Raw genomic sequence first — 19,583 nt, forward strand, 5'->3', positions numbered from 1 at the left:
CCCTTCCCTCAAGCTTAGCGGCGGGACAAAGCCAGTTTCGCCGCAAAGCCAATGAACACACAGCCGGTCAGGCGATCCATCACTTTCAGCACCCGTGGCTGGCGCAGATGGCGGGCGAAATAGTGGCTGCCGCCAATCAGCACCGCATTCCACACCAGTCCCAGCAGCATGTGCGTCAGCGCCATCAGGCTACACCACAGCGCCACCGACGCCCCGGCCGGAATAAACTGCGGCAGAAAGCTGACATAAAAGATCCCCACTTTTGGATTCAGCAGGTTGCCCAGCAAACCGCGGCTGAAGCAGGCAAGATAGCCCTGTTGCAGCAGCGGTTGCCCGCTCTGAATCATCGGCTGCTGACGCGGTTTCAGCAGCAGTTTCAGTCCCAGATAAAGTAACCACGCTGCGCCCAGCCACTTCAGCAGGTTGTAGGCCATTTCAGACGCCAGCAGCAGCGCGCCTAACCCGAATCCCACCGCGACGCCCCACACCAGGCACCCGAGCGTCACGCCCAGCGCCGTTACGCTGGCGCGCTTCGCGCCCTGGGCCACCGCCGAGCGCAACACCAGCGCGGTATCAAAGCCCGGCGTCAGGGTCAGAACAGTAATCGCAAACAGAAAAGAAAACAGCGTGGTGCTCATCAGGATCTCCTGGAAGATGGCGGGCTGGCCTTAGCTTAACAGGCTTGCAGCGGCATCTCATTCGACAATACGCCGCCCATCTGCCGACTTTGTGCCAGGCTAACAGCGGTTTATCTTCATATTAAGGAGTTGTGATTATGAGTAAATTTATCTTCTCTTCACCCCGTAAATATGTGCAGGGCGCTGGCGTACTGGATGAGCTGGGGCCTTACATCGCCGAACTGGGCGACAACGCTTTTCTGGTGGCGGATGAAATTGTCTGGAACCTGATTGGCGAGCGCACGCAGCAGGCACTGCAAACGGCGGACGTAAAGTTTAACTGGCAGCAGTTTAATGGCGAAGCCTCCAGCAATGAAATTAGCCGACTGAGCCAGCTGGCGAAAAATCAGGGCTGTAATGTGGTGGTCGGGCTGGGCGGCGGTAAAACGCTGGATACGGTAAAGGCAGTGGCGGATGAGCTGAAACAGCCGGTGGCGATCGTGCCAACTATTGCCTCAACGGATGCGCCCTGCAGCGCGCTATCGGTGATCTATACCGACAGCGGCGTGTTTGAGAGCTACCGTTTTTACAGTAAAAATCCGGACCTGGTGCTGGTGGATACCGCGGTGTGTGCCAGCGCGCCGGCGCGGCTGTTTGCGTCCGGTATCGCCGATGGCCTGGCAACCTGGGTCGAAGCGCAGGCGGTGGCCCGTTCACACGCTAAATCGATGGTAAACGGTGATCCTACCCTCGCCGGTCTGGCGATTGCCCGCGCCTGTGAAGAGACGCTGCTGACCTGGGGCTACAGCGCCTTCGTGGCGGTAAGCAAAAAACGGGTCACGCCAGCGGTCGAGGCGGTGGTAGAGGCCAACACCCTGCTCTCCGGTCTGGGCTTCGAAAATGGCGGGCTGGCGGCGGCTCATGCCATCCACAATGGCTTTACCGCGATTGATGGCGATATCCATCACCTGACGCACGGTGAAAAAGTCGCTTACGGTACGCTGACCCAGATGGTGCTGGAGCGCCGTCCGGACGACGAAATTGCGCGCTACATTCGTTTCTATCGCGCCATCAACATGCCGACCACCCTGAAGGAGCTGCATCTGGAGAATGAGAGCTGGGAAAACCTGGTCAAAATAGGCGCGCTGGCTAACAGCGAGGGGGATACGCTGAAGAACCTGAACCCGAACCTGTCGCCGGAAGATATTGCCAACGCCCTGCTGGCGCTGGATGCGTTTAGTAAGACGGTCGAATAACGTCCGGCGGGCGATTGATAGCGCGATCGCCCGCTACTCTTCTGCTACCGGCTGGTCCCAGTACTCATATTTATAGGCTGAGCTGAGATGACGCTCAATGGTGCCGCGGGTAAACACTTCGGTTTCGTGCAGGTAGCTCAGGGTACAGTTGCCAACCTGATCCCACGACTGGCATTCATCGACGGTGCGTATGGTACTCAGCGGCGTGGTCGCGGTGCCGTTCAGGCGCAGTTCCCGCCACTGATTGTCGTAGGTGTAGCTATCGGTGCTGCGGGTTGAGGTGGTACGGGTCACCAGTCCCTGCGGATTCCAGCGGTAGTGAGACTCGCCGTTGGTCAGCTGATCGCTGCCGCGCGCTACGCTCTTTTGCAGCCGGAACTGCGGATCGTAACGATAGGTGGTGTCCGTAAAGCCGCGGGTGCCCATGCTGGTAAATTTATCCGAGGCGCTGGTGATGTTGCCGTTCTTGCCCTTCTGCCAGTTGATTGTCCCCTGCCGGTTATCGACCACCACCTCTTTTCCCTCTTTCAGCACCTTCACCAGCCAGGCATATTCCGCCACCCAGCCGCCCTGCACCCGGGCAATGTGCTGCTCCATACTGAGGATCACGTTGCGCTCATTCTTGTCGTAAGTGACATCGGCCACCAGCAGATCGCCGCAGGCATCGAACTGACCCAGCACCCGCTTTTGCGAATTAACGTCTTTGCCAAACTCTCCGGCAATCACCTGCTTAACCGCGCCTTTAGCGCTGCCGCCCAGCAGGATCCAATTATTACTGCTGGCAATAGCACCACTGTGCGGGCCGCACTGGCTGGCCGCCACCCACGGAGTAATCAAACCAGCCAGTAACAGGCTTACGGCAACACTCGGTTCGCATTTCATAAGGTAAGTTCCAGACAACATTGAGTTAAGTGTAAACGCTGCGGCGGCGAATGGCGGCGTGCGGCAAAAATTTCAGCTGGCAGCCCGCACCGCCTCTTGCGCTGGCAGCAGCCGCTGCTGCCGATACTGATACCGGTAATGGCGGGCTTTCAGGACTTAAGCCAGACGGCACAAGGGCTGCAGGCCGGTTGACCGTGCGGCAGAATGATTTCCACGCGATATACTTTTTCACTCTGAAAGTCGTCAATAGGGGTACGGTGAGTCATGAAGCAGGATGAAATCGTGTTATCCGACATTGCACGTCTGGTTTTTGGTCAGAATCCACCGACGTTTCTGCTGGAGGTTATTGGGCGTGCAGTGATCTGCTTTGTGCTGATTATTATCGCATTACGCCTGCTGGGTCGTCGCGTCGCTTCACAATATACGCTGTTCGAACTGTCCGCGGTGGTTACTCTGGCCGGTACCATGGGCGTCCCGTTGCTGGATGACAAGCGCGGGCTGTTGCCACCGCTGCTGGTGATAGATGGACGGCTGGCGCTGGAGCATCTGCACCACGCTGAATTTTCGCGCGATCGGGCATTCTCGGAACTGCGTTCTTTTGCATGGTCAGGTCCCCCTGCAGGACCCCCTGACAACCCACAGCGAGTAACCAGGAATGGCTTTCTATAGCATAGAGAAACAGAAGACCTGCACAGGAGAGATTAGATATCGTTGCACAGTTGGTGTTAAAAATAAGCGCAGGTAAAAAAAGAAGACGTTCGCCAGGCAGTCGGACGCCAAAAACTGGGGCGTCAACCTGCCTTTTGGCCTTTCAGTGTATCCGGCAGGCCAGTAAGACATTTTATATGCCGTTACTCACAACCAACGCTGCGTAGCGCCATTTTGAAAATTTGCTGGCAACCGGGTTTGCTGCATCTGGTTTAGCGTCCTTCTTTTAGCAAATTTTTAGGGACTGATTCGGATTCATTTTTACCGCCAGGTATTAACTTTTTTCCGAGCGTCGTCATGGTCGTCAACTTAATTTTTCCTTGTTGAAACTAATAAAAGCGATGGCGCCAGGTGATTAGCAGGTTGCGCCCCCTTGAAGGGTACGGTGTGGGCCGAGCGCCCACCCTTTATCGCCGCTCCTTTTTCGAAATACCGGAAATAAGCGACCGCGCGAATTTTCGTTTCTGGGCTGTAAACATGTTTACTTTCTGCAAAAGGAAATATTTTCTGTGCGTTAGAGTGCGCGAGATTTTGCGTTCAAACGACAAAATCTTTTGCTCCTTCCACTACAAAACAAACCTTTCGCCACCAACCATTAACAGATCGATATTGAGTTATCATTAGCTAAATTGTTAACATTAGCTTTTCAACGTAGGTAGTTTTAATGAATAGGCTTAATTATGTTCAAATGGATTTCCAATAAACTCTTCAGGCAACCCTCAGCAGTAAGCAAAAATCGCCGCTTTACTGAAGGAGAGGTGAAGGTTATTAAGATCGCTCATGAAGTCGTACTATCCCAGCTTTTGCTCTGTACATCTGTTACCGAACGCGGCTTAATTGCAAATCGCGAAGTAGTTACTCCGTGGGTCGTTGGCTACATGGTTGGAACACTCGATTATGCGAGTCGTCAGATTCTGAATGAACCACATACAGATTTTGATATCGTTGCTCTGTTCATTGAGACTCATTTTTCACCAAAGCAACAGAAAACAGCCTTCGCAATATTTATCGCGGCTCAGGATGCCATGAAAACAGGTAGTGATCCGTTTATGTCCGGCGCTCATTATATTGAAGGTGCGAAAGCGGGTTATCAGCAATTTGATGATGAAGATAAATCATCTACATATATGCCACTGGTTGAAGCTCTGATGAATTCTGGCTATCCGAAAAATAGAGCCGCTTAACGCTTTATATCGGCTGCTGTATTTTTATGATGGCAGCCATCAGCACTACGCCTTAAAATTTGCCAGTTGGCATCGGTGTCTTAATCTTTCTTAGCCGCCAGGATTCCGCTAGTGGCGTGGTGTCGAATAACTACGACAAAGTCTGAAATCGCCACCGCTTTAGCTGAACGGTCATCAATAGAAACCACCAGCGCACCGGCCGGAAGAAATTTTAAATGATGATTACGTGAGCAATATTGTGTAGTAGAACGCCCTGCCAGGCTTGATTATCAGGCACAAGAACTCTTCAGGGATGTTCTTTCACCTGCCACCCACTTTGTCATGAACCTCAATGCGGATACACAATAGCTGAAACCAGGCCAGATTTTTCATGTTTGTTATTTTCGGCTTGCTATTACCTTAATATTAAAGGGCCCAGCATAGGGCCTTTCTCAGTTCCGGTTATCCATTTCTAAGCGTACATCCAGCCTTGCCATGCAGCCATCAATAAACTCTTCGGCCATCTGAAAGTTTATCTGGATCATCTCCTGCGATGGCTTCAGCTTTCTGCCCGGCGTCCACTTTCCGATGTCTTTGAGTTAGTCTACCTGCAAAGCGTGTTCGTCAGGATGCTTTTGCATCAGTCTGTTTATATGAAGGTATCAATGATAAGCGCATCGTTCTCTGTTCAGATTCAGATTCAGATTCAGATTCAGATTCAGATTCAGATTCAGATTCAGATGATGCCACTGGCACTTTCGGGAATAACCCTTTGTTTTAGATAAAAAGAACCCCAGCAAGCATACTGGGGTTTGGTACTTGCAAACATCACGTCAATGATCGGCGTGCTGCGCGGCAAAATCGGAAGTGATTCAGGCCACCCGGACGGTGCTCATCTGCATCACGCTTTTCATCGCCTCTACCACATCGCCATCAACGCAATAGCGGCTGAACTCATCGGTTTCGGCTTCAGAACACATGGAAACACCCGCTTTGCGGTAGCGCATCGGCGAAGCGACTAACCGGCTTGCCGAGCTGTGGACTTCACGTATTCCCATGTCGAGGAACTTTTGCAGGTTACTCAGACGAACACCGGCACCTGCCATAATGATAGGACCCGTGCTCACTTCATTAAGTTCCTTCAGCAGTGCAATTCCATTCTCCGCACTCTGCTGCTGACCGGAAGTCAGAATGCGGGCCACGCCGAGATCGGTCAACTCCTCCAGCGTGCGTTTCGGACTATGGCAAAGGTCGAAGGCACGGTGAAAGGTCACCGCCAGGCCGTCGCACAGCGCCATGATTTGCCGCATCTGCCCACGATGGATATGCGCATCTTCGTCCAGCATGCCGATCACCAGGCCCGGGAAGCCAAGTTCGCGAATCAGGGCTACGTCAGATTTCATCGCCTCAAACTCGCGTGTGGTATAGCAAAAGTCGCCGCCGCGCGGCCGGACAATGGGATGAACCGGAATTGACACTTCACGCCGGGCAGCATTCAGCATGCCGGCAGACGGGGTTAAGCCCCCTTCACGTGGCGCGGCACAGAGTTCAACCCGATCGGCGCCGGCCTGCTGCGCGGTCACTGCGCAATCCACGCCATAGCAGCAAATTTCCAGTGTGGTCATTCTTTTCTCCTTTACATGACTCTGGTTCAAGGCAGATTCATCAGTTAGTCTGACTGCTGGAATGAGTTTACCGGGAAAGTTAACTATGGCATTCAATTTCGACCAACGGATAGACCGTCGTCACAGCGATAGCCTTAAATGGAACAAATATGCGGACCAGGACATTCTGCCGTTGTGGGTGGCAGATACCGATTTTCGATCGCCTGATTGCGTAATCGAAGCGATAAAAGCCCGTGCCGAACATGGCATTTTTGGTTATGGCGATAAGCCCACTGGTTTTATCAACAGCGCCGTTGAATGGCTGGCCTCGCGCTATAACTGGCACGTTAATCCCGAGTGGATCGTGGTACTGCCGGGCGTGGTGAGCGGGTTAAATCTGGCAGTACGGGCATTCACCGCGCCGGATCAACTGACCATCGCCCCCACGCCAATCTATCCGCCCTTCCGTAGCGCGGCAAAACTGGCGGAGCGCGGGCAACTGAATCTGCCGCTGAGCCTGCAACAGGGACGCTGGCTGCTGGATCTGGCGGCGGCCGACGGTCAGATGACCGGTAAAGAGCGGCTGCTGATGCTGTGCAATCCGCAAAATCCGGGTGGAACGGTCTATCGCCATGACGAACTGCAGGCGCAGCTGGAATTTGCCCGGCAGCATGACCTGATTGTCTGTTCCGATGAGATCCACAGTGATTTGCTGCTGGAGCCCGGCGTGCAGCATATTCCGTTCGCCAGCCTGAGTGAGGATGCGGCCCAGCGCTCTGTTACGCTGATGTCACCGTCCAAAAGCTTTAATATCGCCGGTCTGGGCGCCTCGATGGCGGTCATTCCCAACGCTGAACTGCGCGCCCGCTTTAATAAGATGAGACGAGGCATCGTACCCGAGGTCGATATTCTGGCCTTAGCGGCGGCGGAAGCCGCCTGGCGCGACGGCAGTGCCTGGCTCAGCGCGCAGAATGCTTACCTGCGCAGCAACCGTGACTGGCTGGTGTCGCAGGTCAACAAGCTGCCCGGCTTATCCGTGGCGGCACCGGAGGCGAGCTATCTCGCCTGGATCGATGCGCGCGGCCTCGGCGTGGCCAGTCCGGCGCTCTACTTTGAAAAACACGGACTGGGACTCTCTGCCGGGCGCGAGTTTGGCGACGACCAGTGTGTTCGCCTCAACTTTGGCTGTACCCGCGCCCTGCTCGATGAAGCGGTCGCCCGACTACAGCGCGCCGTTGCCGCCCGCCCTTAGTCCTGCTCGCTGGCGACAATCTCCTCCAGTCGCCATGGATGAAATTTAATCGTCGTCTGCCCATCCGTTACCGCCAGGGTCGGATTGGGCAGACGCTCATTCTCGCCCTTCGGCGAGCTGGTCTTGAACGAAATGCCCGGCTGCGTCAGCGCGTTATCCGATAATAACGCCATGGCACGCACGCCCAGCGTCTGATGATCGCCGCGCAACACCACCTCAATGTGCTCCCATCCCTCATGACGGTAACGCTTTTCGCCGGGCCACGGCAGTTCAACCACATCCAGCGCTAAACCCGCCACCTGTAACGACTGATGCAGCTTAAACAGGCATATTGGCCGACCGTTAATCATCGCCTGAGAAAACAGATGGCCGATCTGCTGTAGTCCTTGCTGCCAGCGCGCGGCAGTCGCGTCCTGATGACAACGCAGCGCGATGTGGTCGACTTCAAGATGGTTAAGGGATAAACCCAGCCTGTCAGCAAAATTTTGCAACGATTCTTCAAACCGTCGTAAATCCGTCTTTAAATCGTCCAATTCTGTGGGAAAAGGTCTGTTCACAACGGGTATTCCTCTTAATTTGTTTAATAACTTTTAACTTTAAAACCTATTGGCTGCTCTGCCTTGCGCGCCACAAAATCATAAGATTCATCCTATTTAGCCAAAAAATTGGCGCAAAAGCCTATAAGAACAGCTTTCAATTCGGATTAATCCCCTCTTTAGGTCCATGAGTTAATTGATGAAAGTACCTTAAACGACTGAAAATATTAGCCTTCTTTAATACAATAAGATAACTCTTATTTGGCAGCCAAACAATTGCAGCCATCCCGGGTTTCTTATAAATTTGACCTAACACAACCAAAAGGAATGGCTCTATGTCTATGCTCATCGTTGTCGCTGTCCTGATCGCACTGATGGGATTTGCAATCTCCCGCCATTGGAAGGTGCGTGAAGATAAAAGCGTCAAGAACCCTCGCCGTCATCTGCGACGTCGTTAAAGCCACCGGGAAACATCTTCGGCTCTGTTTCCCCGCTTCATCCAACTGCTGACGCCCACCGACATTTCACGTATACTTTTCCCCTCATTTTTTTCCATTTTGTCTGTGCGATCCATTGCTATTGCGCCGTTGTGCAAGGCTGCCAGACAAGATGATGACGGCTCGGATCAACAGGTTCGGGCGTTGTTCAGCACATGAAGGTAACCCGGTGAATATTCAGTCTCTTCTTTCCGCAAAAGTCAGTCAGGCAATGGTTTTAGCCGGCGCTCCCGCCGATTGCGAACCGCAGGTTCGTCAGTCCGCCAGGGTCCAGTTTGGTGATTATCAGGCCAACGGTATTATGGCCGTGGCGAAAAAGCTGGGGCAAGCACCGCGACAATTAGCGGAAGCAGTGATTCAGCATCTCGACCTGACCGGCATCGCCAGTAAAGTTGAAATTGCCGGACCGGGCTTCATCAATATTTTCCTCGACCACCAGTGGCTGGCGGCCCACGCCCGTGAAGCGCTGAGTCTGCCGCGCCTCGGCGTACAGCAGGTTGAACCGCAGACCATCGTGGTTGACTACTCTGCCCCGAACGTCGCCAAAGAGATGCATGTCGGCCATGTTCGCTCCACGATTATCGGTGATGCCGCAGTCCGTACGCTGGAGTTTCTCGGCCATCGGGTGATTCGCGCTAACCACGTCGGCGACTGGGGTACGCAGTTCGGTATGCTGATCGCTTTCCTTGAGAAACAGCAGAACGAGCATCACGCCGAAATGGCGCTGGCCGATCTCGAAGCCTTCTACCGCGAAGCCAAACGGACCTACGACGAAGACCCGGCGTTTGCCGAGCGCGCACGCAGCTACGTGGTCAAACTGCAGGGCGGCGACGAATATTGCCGTCAGATGTGGAAAAAGCTGGTCGACATTACCATGAGTCAGAACCAGAAAATTTATGACCGCATGAATGTCACCCTGACGCGCAAGGATGTGATGGGTGAAAGCCTCTACAACGACATGCTGCCAGGCATTGTCGCAGACCTGAAGCAAAAAGGGTTAGCGGTAGAAAGTGAAGGCGCTACCGTGGTGTTCCTGGATGAGTTCCAGAACAAAGAAGGTGAACCGATGGGCGTGATCATCCAGAAAAAGGATGGCGGCTATCTCTATACCACCACTGATATCGCCTGTGCTAAATACCGCTATGAAACCCTGAAAGCCGATCGGGTGCTCTACTACATCGACTCGCGTCAGCATCAGCACCTGATGCAGGCCTGGACCATTGTGCGCAAAGCGGGTTATGTCCCAGAGTCGGTCCCGCTGGAGCACCACGCGTTCGGCATGATGCTGGGCAAAGATGGTCGTCCTTTCAAAACCCGCAGCGGCGGCACCATCAAGCTGGCCGATCTGCTTGATGAAGCCTATCAGCGCGCCTATAGCCTGGTGCGTGAAAAGAATCCGGAGATGAGCGAAGCGGAAGTGAAAACGCTGGCGGAAGTGGTGGGCATCAGTGCCGTGAAGTATGCCGATCTGTCAAAAAGCCGCACCACCGACTACATCTTTGACTGGGATAACATGCTGGCGTTTGAAGGTAATACCGCCCCTTACATGCAGTACGCCTATACCCGCGTCCTGTCGGTATTCCGTAAAGCGGGCATTGATGCCGCAGCGCTGGATGCAGAGATTGTGATCAGCGAAGAACGTGAAGCGCAGCTGGCAACCCGTCTGTTGCAGTTCGAAGAGGTGATCACCCAGGTTGCGCGTGACGGCACACCGCACGTGATGTGCGCCTATCTGTACGATCTGGCCGGTCTGTTCTCCGGTTTCTACGAGCACTGCCCGATCCTGACCGCCGAATCGGACGCAACGCGCCTGAGCCGCTTGCAGCTGGCGGCGCTGACCGCGAAGACGCTGAAACAGGGTCTGGATACGCTCGGTATTGATACCGTCGAGCGCATGTAAATCCCCGGCGGCGCGGAGGCGACGGCTCTCGTCCGCCTCCGCGCCGAGTTCCAATCCGGCTGCGTCCTTTATCGGCTATTCAGGCTTAAACAGCCGCCTTTGATCGGCAGGATGACGCAATGAGTATGCCCGCGCACCTTATCAGCACCCATCTTCCCAGCGTTAAGCAACTGCAATGTTTCCTTGCGGTAGCCCATGAACTCAACTTTCGCCGGGCGGCGGAACGCCTGCGGATGACCCAGCCGCCGTTAACCCGGCAGATTCAGTGCCTTGAAGCGGTGCTGGAACAGCAATTATTTCACCGTACCACTCACGATGTCAGCCTGACCGACGCCGGACGTGACCTTATGCTAAAGGCTGAAGCTATCCTCAGACAACTCAGCGAACTGAAAACTGACGCCACCATGACGCCAGGCCGTTTACGCATCGGCCTGACGCGGACGCTGAATTTCGACTTTATCGAGGCGGTCAGTGCCCGGCTCCGCCAGTTGAAGGGGGAAGATGAGATCGAAACGCCCGATCTGAGCTCGGCGCAGCTGCTGCAGTGCCTGGCAAAAAACAGCCTCGATCTGCTTATTACCGGCGAACAAGGGCCGGATGCAGACCAGACGGCAAGCTATGCATGGATCTGTCGCGAACCGCTGCGGGTAGCGCTGCCGACCCTGCATCCGGCCAGCCGGCAATCACAGGTTGCGCTGGCAGACATCGCCGATTTACCGCTTTTCTGGTTCCCGCGCAGTGCTAACCCGCTGTTCTACGATAAGTGCGAACGCTACTTTTCACAGTTGCCGGTGACGCTTAAACGGATCAAAGAGCCTGACGATTCGCTGGTGATGCTGTCACACATCGCCCGGGGCAAGGGCTTCGCACTACTGCCCCAGTCTAAATGCACCTTCAATCAGCAAGGACTCTGTTATCGGGAACTGACCGATACTGCCGCGCAGCAGTTAAATATCGATCTGTATGCGGTGATCCGCGCCGATGAAAAGCGTCAGGCGGTCCGCGACGCTCAGGCCTTACTCTGTCACCCGCTTCCACCGCAATAAGCCCTGGCTGCGATAAAGCATCATGGCAACTGCTGATCCTGCGGATGTGAACCCTGCCGGCAGCGTTTGCCTGCATTGATGACGATTCCCCTTCAGCCTGAATCCCTTGCGCAACCTCTCCTGCTTTTCGATAAAACTCACCTGCTCTGCTCGCTGTGGCGATCTCGCTGATACCTTTACTGGATAACCAAAATGCGAATTCATTAACTAAAAAGGCGGTGGAATAATCGGGTCAACTTAACAGGAGACATGATGAAAACCCGAAACCTCACGCAGGATTTGAACGTCAGTGCAATTGGCTATGGTGCAATGGGACTGAGTGAATTTTATGGCAAGACCGACGACAGCAGCGCGCTGCAACTGCTTAATTCTCTCATCGATCTGGATATCAATTTTATCGACACCGCAGACCTGTATGGCCGCGGCCACAATGAGCAGCTAATCGGTGAGTTCCTTGCCCGGCTGGATACGCGCAGACGGCAGCAGATTAAGGTCGCCACCAAATGCGGTATTGAGCGGGCTGCCGATCAGGCCTATGCCCGCGTCATCAATAATCAGCCCGATTACCTCATTCAGTGCTGCAACGCCTCGCTGAAAAGGCTGGGCGTCGAGCAGATCGATCTGTTCTACCTGCATCGCGTCAGCGAGTCGACGCCCATCGAGCAGAGCATGGACTGTCTGAGCCAGCTGGTTAAGCAAGGGAAGATTCGACATATCGGTTTGTGTGAAGTGTCAGCAGCCACTCTGCAGCGAGCGCATGCGGTTCATCCGGTCGCCGTGCTGCAGACAGAATATTCTTTATGGACCCGGGATATTGAAGCGGAGATTTTGCCAATGGTGAAAAAACTCGATATCGGACTGGTGCCCTACTCTCCGCTCGGCCGCGGTTTTCTGACCGGCAAATACCTTAACAACAGCGACTTTGCCGCAGACGACTTCCGTAAAAATAATGACCGCTTCCAGCAGGCCAGCCTCGATCATAACGCGCAGTTGCTGGAGGTGGTGCGGCCGCTAAGCCAGAAGTATCAATGTAGCGTGGGCCAGATTGCGCTGGCGTGGCTGCTGGCGCAGTATCAAAGGATTGTGCCGATTCCGGGTACCAAACGGCTGGCTTATCTGACCGAAAATGCGCAGGCCGGTGACGTGGTACTGGAGGCGGCTGATGTCGCGTTACTGAACCAGATTCATCAGCAGGTAGAGATTAAAGGCGGCAGGTATTCAGCCGAAGGGATGAAAGGCGTCAATGCCTGATACGCCCGCCGCTACTGGTAATTCACCATGACTTCGCTGCTGACCACCCGCAGGCCCGGCGGCAGCGCCCCGCTGCCGGCAAAACCAAACACCATATGCAGCGTTTCATCGGCGCTGAGATGCGCCAGGCCACGGGTGGTGCCGCTGGCGCCTTCCAGCGTAGTGCAGCGTTGCGCGCCGCACAACCGCACTTCCAGTCCGGACGGGGCCGGTTTGCTCAGCTGATAGCGCCAGTTAACCACGCTGATCTCGCCGCTGAGGTTAGCCGGTGCCGTCAGCGGCTGGCTGCGCTGCCAGCTGCCGCGGTTAGCCAGCAGTGGACCACTGGCGCTGGCCTGCCACGCGCCACCAGCTGCCTGAACCAGCAGCGGCAGCATTAATCCAAACGTCATCATCCAGCGCATTATTTGCCTCCGATGGTGGCGGTCATGCGAATCTGACGGTTGTCACTCAGTTCGAGGTTAGACAGCACCACCAGCTGCGGCAAATTGCGGCGCAGGAAGCGAGCCAGTAAGGCGCGTAGCGGATGATTGACCAGCAACACCGGCGGTGCGCCAAGCATTTCCTGACGCTGCAACGCCGCCTGCGCCTGGCTTAACAGCCGATCGGCCAGGCCTGGCTCCAGTCCGCCACCGCCCTGCAATGCCTGCAGCAGCAAGCGTTCCAGCGTGGCATCCAGTCCTATTACCTGCACTTCATCATTGCCCGGGAACCACTGCTGGGTAATGGCACGACCCAGCGCCACGCGCACCACGCTGGTCAGCTCCTGCGGATCGCTTTGTACCGGCGCATGCTCGGCCAGAGTTTCGATAATGGTGCGCATATCGCGAATCGACACCCGCTCCACCAGCAGATTTTGCAGCACCTTGTGCAGCGTGGTCAGGCTGATCACCCCCGGCACCAGATCTTCGGTCAGCTTCGGCATCTCCTGAGTCACGCGATCCAGCAACTGCTGTGCTTCCTGACGGCCAAACAGCTCACTGGCGTATTGTCCAATCAGGTGATTCAGGTGAGTTGCCACCACGGTACTGGCTTCAACCACGGTAAAGCCCTGAATTTGCGCCTGCTCTTTGAGGGCGCTGTCGATCCAGACGGCCGCCAGACCGAATGCCGGATCGACGGTTGCCTCACCCGGCAAACTGCCCGCTGCGGTGCCCGGGTTGATCGCCATCCAGCGGCCCGGATAGGCATCGCCGCTGCCAATTTCGACCCCTTTCATCAGAATGCGGTAGCGCGCCGGCGGCAGTTCCATGTTGTCACGGATATGCACCACCGGCGGCAGGAAGCCGACATCCTGCGCCACCTTTTTACGGATACTGCGGATACGTCCCAGCAGCTCACCATTTTGCAGATGATCGACCATCGGAATCAGGCGGTAACCCACTTCCATCCCCAGCGTATCTTCCAGTTGCACATCGGTCCACGAGGCTTCGGCAGTAGCCGGCGTTTCCGGGGTTTTGCTCATGCTGCCCAGAGACACTTCCGACTTCTTGTTGTTCGGCTGCATTTCCCGGCCGCGCAGCCACCAGGCCAGACCGAGTAAGGCGGCGGTAAACAGCAGGAAGACGAAGTTTGGCATGCCCGGCACCAGCCCGAGCAGGCCGATGACGCCGGCGCTCAGCATCAGCACGCGCGGATCTTTGAACAGCTGGGTCACCATCTGCTCGCCAACGTCCTGATCGGTTGCTACGCGCGTGACGATAACGCCCGCGGCGGTGGAGATCACCAGCGCCGGGATCTGCGCCACCAGACCATCACCGATGGTCAGCAGGGTGTAGGTTTCCGCCGCGTGCCCCACGTCCATACCGTGTTGCACCACGCCGACCAGCAGGCCGCCGATGACGTTGATCACCATGATCATGATACCGGCGATGGCGTCACCGCGGACGAACTTACTGGCACCGTCCATCGAGCCGTAGAAGTCCGCTTCCTGAGTCACTTCTGAACGGCGACGTTTAGCTTCATCTTCGCCGATTAAACCGGCGTTGAGGTCGGCATCGATCGCCATCTGCTTACCGGGCATCCCGTCAAGCACAAAGCGCGCGCCCACTTCGGCGATACGGCCAGCACCCTTGGTAATAACCATAAAGTTGATGATGACCAGGATGATGAATACCACGATACCGATAGCAAAGTTGCCGCCGACCAGGAAGTGGCCAAAAGCCTCAACCACCTGACCTGCTGCGGCCGCACCGGTATGTCCTTCCATCAGGATGATACGAGTCGAGGCGACGTTCAGCGCCAGACGCAGCAAGGTGGAGAACAGCAGAATGGTCGGGAATGCCGCAAACTCCAGGGTTCGCTGGGTGAACATCGCCACCAGCAGCACCATGATCGACAGCGCAATGTTAAAGGTGAACAGTAGATCAAGGATGAACGGCGGTAACGGCAGCACCATCATCGACAGGATCATCAGGATCAGCACCGGACCCGCCAGCACCTGCCACTGCATATCTTTAAAGTTGCCCGGTAAACGTAGTTTTGCGGCCAGGTTATTAGCCATCGTTTTTGCTCTCTCCTGCAAAGTCCATCTCTGCCGGGACCGGCAGGTTTTTCGGTTTGGCCGGGATCAGGCCGCCTTCGCGCTTCCAGCGGCGTGACTGCCAGACCCAGGCCAGCACTTCCGCCACGGCCGCATAGAGCGCGCCCGGAATGTGCTGTCCAATTTCAGTGTGTCGGTATAGCGCACGCGCCAGCGGCGGTGCTTCCAGAACCGGAATGCGGTGTTCGGCACCCAGTTCACGAATTCGCAGAGCAATCTCGCCCGCGCCCTTGGCAATCACCTTCGGCGCGCTCATCTTCTTCTCGTTGTACTGCAGCGCCACCGAATAGTGCGTCGGGTTAGTGACGATCACGTCGGCTTTCGGCACGTCGGCCATCATCCGGCGGCGGGCGGCGGCGCGCATCTGCTGGCGGATACGCCCTTTGACGTGCGGGTCGCCCTCCTGCTGCTTGTGTTCGTCGCGGATTTCCTGACGCGACATGCGCAGCTTTTTGTAATAGCTGTAGAGCTGCCAGAAAACGTCGTATCCGACCATCGGCACCAGACCCAGCATCACCAGCGTGCAGCAGATGGCAATCATATCCATGCCGTGCACCAGCGCGTTGATCGGGGATTCACTGATCAGCCGCAGCATCTCCGGCCAGTGAGCCCAGATGTACCAGCAGGCAACACAGCCCACCAGCACGGTTTTGAGGATGCCTTTGAACAGCTCCGTCCAGGCCTGGCCAGCAAACATCCGCTTGAAACCGGCCAGCGGGCTGAGCTTGGTGAAATCGACCTTGATCGACTTGCCGCTGATCACAATACCGCCCAGCAGCATCGGCGCCGCAATCGCCACCAGCACCAGTCCGCCCATCAGCGGCAGCAGCGCCATTAACGCCTGGCCAATCAGGCTGCCGATATGGCTGATGATGATTTTGTCGTCGGTCACCATGCCGTGATCAAAACGCAGACCGGTCGCCACCATGCCCGCCAGACGGTGCGCCATCATGGTGCCGCCCATCCACAGGATCATGATGCCGGCCAGCAGCATCAGTAATGAGGTCAGTTCGCGCGAACGCGGGATCTGCCCATCTTCTCGCGCCTTTTCAAGTCGGTGCGCGGTGGGCGATTCTGTTTTGTCCTCGTCGCTTTCTTCAGCCACGACAAACCTCGGTTGGCAGGAATTCTGAGCATAGAATGCCAAAACTGGCTGGGGTTAAAGCGCAGATAAAACGGGAAAAACAGGCGTTCTTTGGCGGATGAGTTTGATAAAGCAGAGCGGGCCCACCGTCTGGTGGCCCCGTGAGAGAAAGGGACGGCAACGCATCCCGCCAGCCCGCAGGCTGACGGGGGCGATTAAAATCCTAAGCTGTCCAGCAGGTCATCAACCTGATCCTGGTTCGCCACCACGCCCGGTGCATCGGTGTGGATCTGCGGACCGTTCAGCAGGCTGGTACCTTCCTGACGCTTCTCGGCACTGACTTCCGGCATGTTTTCCAGCAGCACCATCAACAGCTGGCGCTCAATTTCCTGGATAACATCCATCATGCGTTTGATCACCTGACCGGTCAGGTCCTGGAAATCCTGCGCCATCATAATTTCAAGCAGCTGCTTGTTGGTAAAGGACGTGTGATCCGGCACGGCAGCAAGGTATTCGCGAGTATCCGTCACCAACTCACGCGCATCGGCCAGTTCAATTGGGTTTTCAAACCATTGGTCCCAACGCCCTTTCAGCTGGGTTGCCCCGGCTTCCATCTTATCCTGATGCGGTTGTGCCGCTTCAACGCAGTTCAACGCACGGTCGGCGGCCTGCGCCGTCATCTGCACCACATAATCCAGACGATCACGGGCATCAGGAATGGCTTCAGCCGCATCGGCAATGGCTTTATCCAGCCCCAGCTCACGCAGGCTGTCGCGCAGCATACGCGTCAGAGAGCCGATGCGGGTAATGATGTCGTGTGCCGAGGCATCCTCAGTTGGTTTCGGAAGGTCGCTCATCACATCTCCTTACATGCCCAGTTTTTCGAAAATTTTGCCCAGCTTTTCTTCCAGCGTCGCAGCAGTAAATGGTTTCACTACGTAGCCACTGGCGCCGGCCTGGGCGGCAGCAATAATGTTCTCTTTCTTCGCTTCCGCGGTCACCATCAATACCGGCAGGCTGCTCATCGCAGCATCGGCACGAATGGTTTGCAGCAGCTGCAGGCCATCCATGTTCGGCATATTCCAGTCGGAAATGACGAAGTCAAAACCCCCTGCTTTCAGCTTTGACAGCGCATCCACACCATCTTCTGCTTCTTCTACGTTATTGAAGCCCAGCTCTTTCAGTAAGTTACGTACAATACGACGCATCGTATTGAAGTCGTCTACTACCAAAAAGCGCATGTTTTTATCAGCCATATCTACTCCTGTGTTGTCTCGCCCGGCAGGACGGGCCTGTTAAATACGCAATGCCTGTCCGGCGCTAATTTTCGCCAGCATGTGCTGGCTGATGTTGCTTAAATCCACCACTTCGCTCACGCCGCCGGTGGCAATCGCCTCACGCGGCATGCCAAATACCACACAGCTGGCTTCGTTCTGGGCAATCGTCCAGGCGCCGGCCCGATGCATTTCCAGCATCCCGGCCGCGCCGTCGTTGCCCATGCCGGTGAGGATCACGCCGACCGCATTTCGTCCGGCGTTGATCGCCACCGATTTGAACAGCACATCCACCGAAGGCTTGTGCCGGTTGACCGGCGGGCCTTCATTCAGTTTCACCACATAGTTGGCGCCGCTACGTCCCAGTTCCATGTGCATCGCACCTGGCGCGATGTAAGCGTGTCCCGGCAGAATACGTTCACCGTCTTCCGCTTCTTTCACCGTGATCTGACACAGTTTGTTCAGACGCTCGGCAAAGGAGCGGGTAAAACCTGGCGGCATATGCTGGGTAATCAGCAGCGCCGGACTGGTCGCAGGCAGCGGCTGCAGCACATGGCGAATCGCCTCGGTGCCGCCGGTAGAGGAACCAATCGCGATCAGCTTCTCACTACTCAGCAGCGGACCTGCCTTCAGCGTGACCGGCACCGGCATCGCCGCCCGGTTGTGCAGTCGGGCGCGCGCCGCCGCACGGATCTTGTCGCCAATCATCTGGCTGTACGCCAGCATCCCTTCACGGATGCCGAGCTGGGGTTTGGTGACGAAGTCCACCGCGCCCAGCTCCAGCGCCCGCAGGGTAATTTCCGAACCTTTGCCGGTCAGCGAGGAGACCATCACCACCGGCATCGGCCGTAAACGCATCAGTTTTTCGAGGAAATCGAGGCCATCCATGCGCGGCATTTCAACATCCAGCGTCAGCACCTGCGGATTAAACTGCTTAATCAGATCGCGGGCGACTAACGGATCGGGCGCCGTAGCGACCATCTCCATATCCGGATGGCTATTGATGATTTCCGTCATCAGTTGCCGCATCAGCGCAGAGTCATCTACGCACATCACGGTGATTTTGCTCATCATCTTTCCTTCGTCAGTCCATAGACGGTTTGTCCACGCAGCCAGAACTCTTTACTGATCTGACTGAAGTTCTCGGAGTGACCGGCAAACAGAATGCCGCCGGGCTTAAGCAGAGGAACAAACCGACGCAGAATTTTCTCCTGCGTCTCTTTATCGAAATAGATCATTACATTGCGGCAGAAAATGGCGTCGAACTGGCCCGGCAGCGCCCAGTCATTGGCCAGCAGATTGAGCTGGGCAAAGCTGACCATGCTGGCCAGTTCGGAACGCACCCGCACCATCCCGGCGTGAGGACCGGTGCCGCGCAGGAAGAAGCGTTGCAGCTGCGCCGGTGACAGCGTGCGCAACTCCTCCTGGCGATAAACACCGGCCACCGCTTTCTCCAGCACCTGGGTGTCGATATCGCTGGCATGAACCTGGAACTTACCCGGTCCGGTACCCAGCGTTTCGGCCAGCGTCATGGCGATCGAGTAAGGTTCTTCACCGGTTGACGCAGCGGTACTCCAGACGCTGAAATTCCCCTGGCGCTTGCGGGCATGCTCCGCGAGAATTGGAAAGTGGTGTGCCTCGCGGAAAAACGCCGTCAGGTTGGTGGTCAGGGCATTGATAAACGCCTGCCACTCCGCACTGTTAGGATCGTGTTCCAGCAGCGCGAGGTAACGACCGAAATCATCAATATTCAGCGTACGCAGACGACGAACCAGACGGTTGTAAACCATCTCGCGCTTGTGATCGGCCAGCACGATACCGGCACGCTGATAGATCAGCTGACTGATGCGACGGAAATGCGTATCCGAGAGCGGTAAGCGCTGCACCATTTGCGACAGCAGCGTTGTCGTCTCATTTTGCTCGAATGTCGATTTTTTCATTTCTGCACCTGGCCTGAACTAAAACACATTA

General features: G+C 55.9%; 19 protein-coding genes. 8 read left to right on the forward strand and 11 right to left on the reverse strand.

All coding sequences use genetic code 11. The annotated features are described in order from the left end of the window. Nucleotides 1-14: 14 nt before the first annotated feature. The gene (locus tag AC6I8I_RS10930; protein WP_312055724.1) at nt 15-638 is read right to left on the reverse strand and encodes a LysE family translocator; all 624 of its coding nucleotides are present in this window, start codon (nt 636-638) and stop codon (nt 15-17) included. A gap of 137 nt (nt 639-775) precedes the next feature. Between AC6I8I_RS10930 and AC6I8I_RS10935 the strand changes: the two genes are divergently transcribed. Then, nucleotides 776-1,873: a glycerol dehydrogenase gene (locus AC6I8I_RS10935; RefSeq protein WP_497827832.1), complete on the forward strand. Its 1,098-nt coding sequence runs from the start codon at nt 776-778 to the stop codon at nt 1,871-1,873. A 33-nt stretch (nt 1,874-1,906) separates the two neighbouring features. Here the strand turns inward: AC6I8I_RS10935 and AC6I8I_RS10940 are convergent, their stop codons facing one another. Further along, complete coding sequence (locus AC6I8I_RS10940) at nt 1,907-2,755, reverse strand: hypothetical protein (RefSeq protein ID WP_312055722.1); 849 nt, start codon at nt 2,753-2,755, stop codon at nt 1,907-1,909. Between the two features lie 264 nt (nt 2,756-3,019). Here AC6I8I_RS10940 and AC6I8I_RS10945 point away from each other — a divergent pair, with 264 nt between their 5' ends. Next, complete coding sequence (locus AC6I8I_RS10945) at nt 3,020-3,424, forward strand: DUF421 domain-containing protein (protein WP_312055721.1); 405 nt, start codon at nt 3,020-3,022, stop codon at nt 3,422-3,424. Between the two features lie 719 nt (nt 3,425-4,143). Beyond that, nucleotides 4,144-4,647 carry a hypothetical protein gene (locus AC6I8I_RS10950; protein WP_312055720.1) on the forward strand — a complete coding sequence of 168 codons (504 nt, stop codon included), beginning with the start codon at nt 4,144-4,146 and terminating at the stop codon, nt 4,645-4,647. An 851-nt stretch (nt 4,648-5,498) separates the two neighbouring features. On the opposite strand, the gene cutC is transcribed toward AC6I8I_RS10950, so the two are convergent. Next, the gene (gene cutC / locus AC6I8I_RS10955; protein ID WP_312757270.1) at nt 5,499-6,251 is read right to left on the reverse strand and encodes a copper homeostasis protein CutC; all 753 of its coding nucleotides are present in this window, start codon (nt 6,249-6,251) and stop codon (nt 5,499-5,501) included. An 85-nt stretch (nt 6,252-6,336) separates the two neighbouring features. On the opposite strand from cutC, the gene AC6I8I_RS10960 reads away from it, so the two are divergent. Beyond that, on the forward strand, nt 6,337-7,482 hold the full coding sequence (locus tag AC6I8I_RS10960) for a MalY/PatB family protein (RefSeq protein ID WP_497827833.1): 1,146 nt from the start codon (nt 6,337-6,339) through the stop codon (nt 7,480-7,482). Here AC6I8I_RS10960 and AC6I8I_RS10965 read toward each other — a convergent pair. Continuing rightward, nucleotides 7,479-8,039, reverse strand: coding sequence for a VOC family protein (locus tag AC6I8I_RS10965; protein WP_497827834.1), 561 nt, complete (start codon nt 8,037-8,039; stop codon nt 7,479-7,481). The two genes, AC6I8I_RS10960 and AC6I8I_RS10965, sit on opposite strands and share 4 nt — an antisense overlap. 314 nt (nt 8,040-8,353) lie before the next feature. Here AC6I8I_RS10965 and AC6I8I_RS10970 point away from each other — a divergent pair, with 314 nt between their 5' ends. The 4 genes from AC6I8I_RS10970 to AC6I8I_RS10985 all read left to right on the forward strand — a co-directional run bounded on the left by AC6I8I_RS10970 (nt 8,354) and on the right by AC6I8I_RS10985 (nt 12,712). After that, nucleotides 8,354-8,476 carry a hypothetical protein gene (locus AC6I8I_RS10970; RefSeq protein ID WP_009089698.1) on the forward strand — a complete coding sequence of 41 codons (123 nt, stop codon included), beginning with the start codon at nt 8,354-8,356 and terminating at the stop codon, nt 8,474-8,476. A gap of 208 nt (nt 8,477-8,684) precedes the next feature. Then, on the forward strand, nt 8,685-10,415 hold the full coding sequence (gene argS, locus AC6I8I_RS10975) for an arginine--tRNA ligase (RefSeq protein WP_497827835.1): 1,731 nt from the start codon (nt 8,685-8,687) through the stop codon (nt 10,413-10,415). A 119-nt stretch (nt 10,416-10,534) separates the two neighbouring features. Further along, nucleotides 10,535-11,461: a LysR family transcriptional regulator gene (locus AC6I8I_RS10980; protein WP_312057440.1), complete on the forward strand. Its 927-nt coding sequence runs from the start codon at nt 10,535-10,537 to the stop codon at nt 11,459-11,461. A gap of 252 nt (nt 11,462-11,713) precedes the next feature. Further along, nucleotides 11,714-12,712: an aldo/keto reductase gene (locus tag AC6I8I_RS10985; protein ID WP_497828653.1), complete on the forward strand. Its 999-nt coding sequence runs from the start codon at nt 11,714-11,716 to the stop codon at nt 12,710-12,712. Nucleotides 12,713-12,723: 11 nt separating this feature from the next. Here the strand turns inward: AC6I8I_RS10985 and flhE are convergent, their stop codons facing one another. The 7 genes from flhE to cheR all read right to left on the reverse strand — a co-directional run bounded on the left by flhE (nt 12,724) and on the right by cheR (nt 19,552). Beyond that, nucleotides 12,724-13,116 carry a flagellar protein FlhE gene (gene flhE, locus AC6I8I_RS10990; protein ID WP_312057442.1) on the reverse strand — a complete coding sequence of 131 codons (393 nt, stop codon included), beginning with the start codon at nt 13,114-13,116 and terminating at the stop codon, nt 12,724-12,726. Next, a complete protein-coding gene (gene flhA / locus AC6I8I_RS10995; protein ID WP_312757279.1) occupies nt 13,116-15,215 on the reverse strand; it encodes a flagellar biosynthesis protein FlhA in 2,100 nt (699 codons plus the stop codon). The genes flhE and flhA overlap by 1 nt, the downstream gene beginning before the upstream one ends. Beyond that, nucleotides 15,208-16,359 carry a flagellar biosynthesis protein FlhB gene (gene flhB / locus AC6I8I_RS11000; protein ID WP_312057445.1) on the reverse strand — a complete coding sequence of 384 codons (1,152 nt, stop codon included), beginning with the start codon at nt 16,357-16,359 and terminating at the stop codon, nt 15,208-15,210. Before flhB ends, flhA begins: the two co-directional genes overlap by 8 nt. A 194-nt stretch (nt 16,360-16,553) precedes the next feature. Next, nucleotides 16,554-17,195 (reverse strand): protein phosphatase CheZ, encoded by a 642-nt coding sequence (gene cheZ / locus AC6I8I_RS11005; protein WP_031376442.1) that lies wholly within the window; start codon nt 17,193-17,195, stop codon nt 16,554-16,556. A gap of 9 nt (nt 17,196-17,204) precedes the next feature. Next, the gene (cheY, locus tag AC6I8I_RS11010; RefSeq protein WP_046288263.1) at nt 17,205-17,594 is read right to left on the reverse strand and encodes a chemotaxis response regulator CheY; all 390 of its coding nucleotides are present in this window, start codon (nt 17,592-17,594) and stop codon (nt 17,205-17,207) included. A gap of 39 nt (nt 17,595-17,633) precedes the next feature. After that, entirely contained in the window at nt 17,634-18,683 is a 1,050-nt protein-coding gene (locus AC6I8I_RS11015; RefSeq protein WP_312057447.1) for a protein-glutamate methylesterase/protein-glutamine glutaminase, read from the reverse strand. Beyond that, on the reverse strand, nt 18,683-19,552 hold the full coding sequence (gene cheR / locus AC6I8I_RS11020) for a protein-glutamate O-methyltransferase CheR (RefSeq protein ID WP_031376439.1): 870 nt from the start codon (nt 19,550-19,552) through the stop codon (nt 18,683-18,685). The genes AC6I8I_RS11015 and cheR overlap by 1 nt, the downstream gene beginning before the upstream one ends. Nucleotides 19,553-19,583: the final 31 nt, after the last annotated feature.

This window comes from Pantoea sp. X-Soil-YNGN-775 (assembly GCF_059730575.1).

Bases quoted from the DNA above. Each gene is read 5' to 3' on its own strand.
- cutC (WP_312757270.1), bottom strand. From the start codon at position 6,251: ATGACCACACTGGAAATTTGCTGCTATGGCGTGGATTGCGCAGTGACC.
- AC6I8I_RS10980 (WP_312057440.1), top strand. From the start codon at position 10,535: ATGAGTATGCCCGCGCACCTTATCAGCACCCATCTTCCCAGCGTTAAG.
- AC6I8I_RS10930 (WP_312055724.1), bottom strand. From the start codon at position 638: ATGAGCACCACGCTGTTTTCTTTTCTGTTTGCGATTACTGTTCTGACC.
- flhA (WP_312757279.1), bottom strand. From the start codon at position 15,215: ATGGCTAATAACCTGGCCGCAAAACTACGTTTACCGGGCAACTTTAAA.
- AC6I8I_RS10970 (WP_009089698.1), top strand. From the start codon at position 8,354: ATGTCTATGCTCATCGTTGTCGCTGTCCTGATCGCACTGATGGGATTT.
- AC6I8I_RS10935 (WP_497827832.1), top strand. From the start codon at position 776: ATGAGTAAATTTATCTTCTCTTCACCCCGTAAATATGTGCAGGGCGCT.
- AC6I8I_RS11015 (WP_312057447.1), bottom strand. From the start codon at position 18,683: ATGAGCAAAATCACCGTGATGTGCGTAGATGACTCTGCGCTGATGCGG.
- AC6I8I_RS10950 (WP_312055720.1), top strand. From the start codon at position 4,144: ATGTTCAAATGGATTTCCAATAAACTCTTCAGGCAACCCTCAGCAGTA.
- cheR (WP_031376439.1), bottom strand. From the start codon at position 19,552: ATGAAAAAATCGACATTCGAGCAAAATGAGACGACAACGCTGCTGTCG.
- cheY (WP_046288263.1), bottom strand. From the start codon at position 17,594: ATGGCTGATAAAAACATGCGCTTTTTGGTAGTAGACGACTTCAATACG.
- AC6I8I_RS10940 (WP_312055722.1), bottom strand. From the start codon at position 2,755: ATGAAATGCGAACCGAGTGTTGCCGTAAGCCTGTTACTGGCTGGTTTG.
- cheZ (WP_031376442.1), bottom strand. From the start codon at position 17,195: ATGAGCGACCTTCCGAAACCAACTGAGGATGCCTCGGCACACGACATC.
- flhE (WP_312057442.1), bottom strand. From the start codon at position 13,116: ATGCGCTGGATGATGACGTTTGGATTAATGCTGCCGCTGCTGGTTCAG.
- AC6I8I_RS10960 (WP_497827833.1), top strand. From the start codon at position 6,337: ATGGCATTCAATTTCGACCAACGGATAGACCGTCGTCACAGCGATAGC.
- AC6I8I_RS10945 (WP_312055721.1), top strand. From the start codon at position 3,020: ATGAAGCAGGATGAAATCGTGTTATCCGACATTGCACGTCTGGTTTTT.
- AC6I8I_RS10985 (WP_497828653.1), top strand. From the start codon at position 11,714: ATGAAAACCCGAAACCTCACGCAGGATTTGAACGTCAGTGCAATTGGC.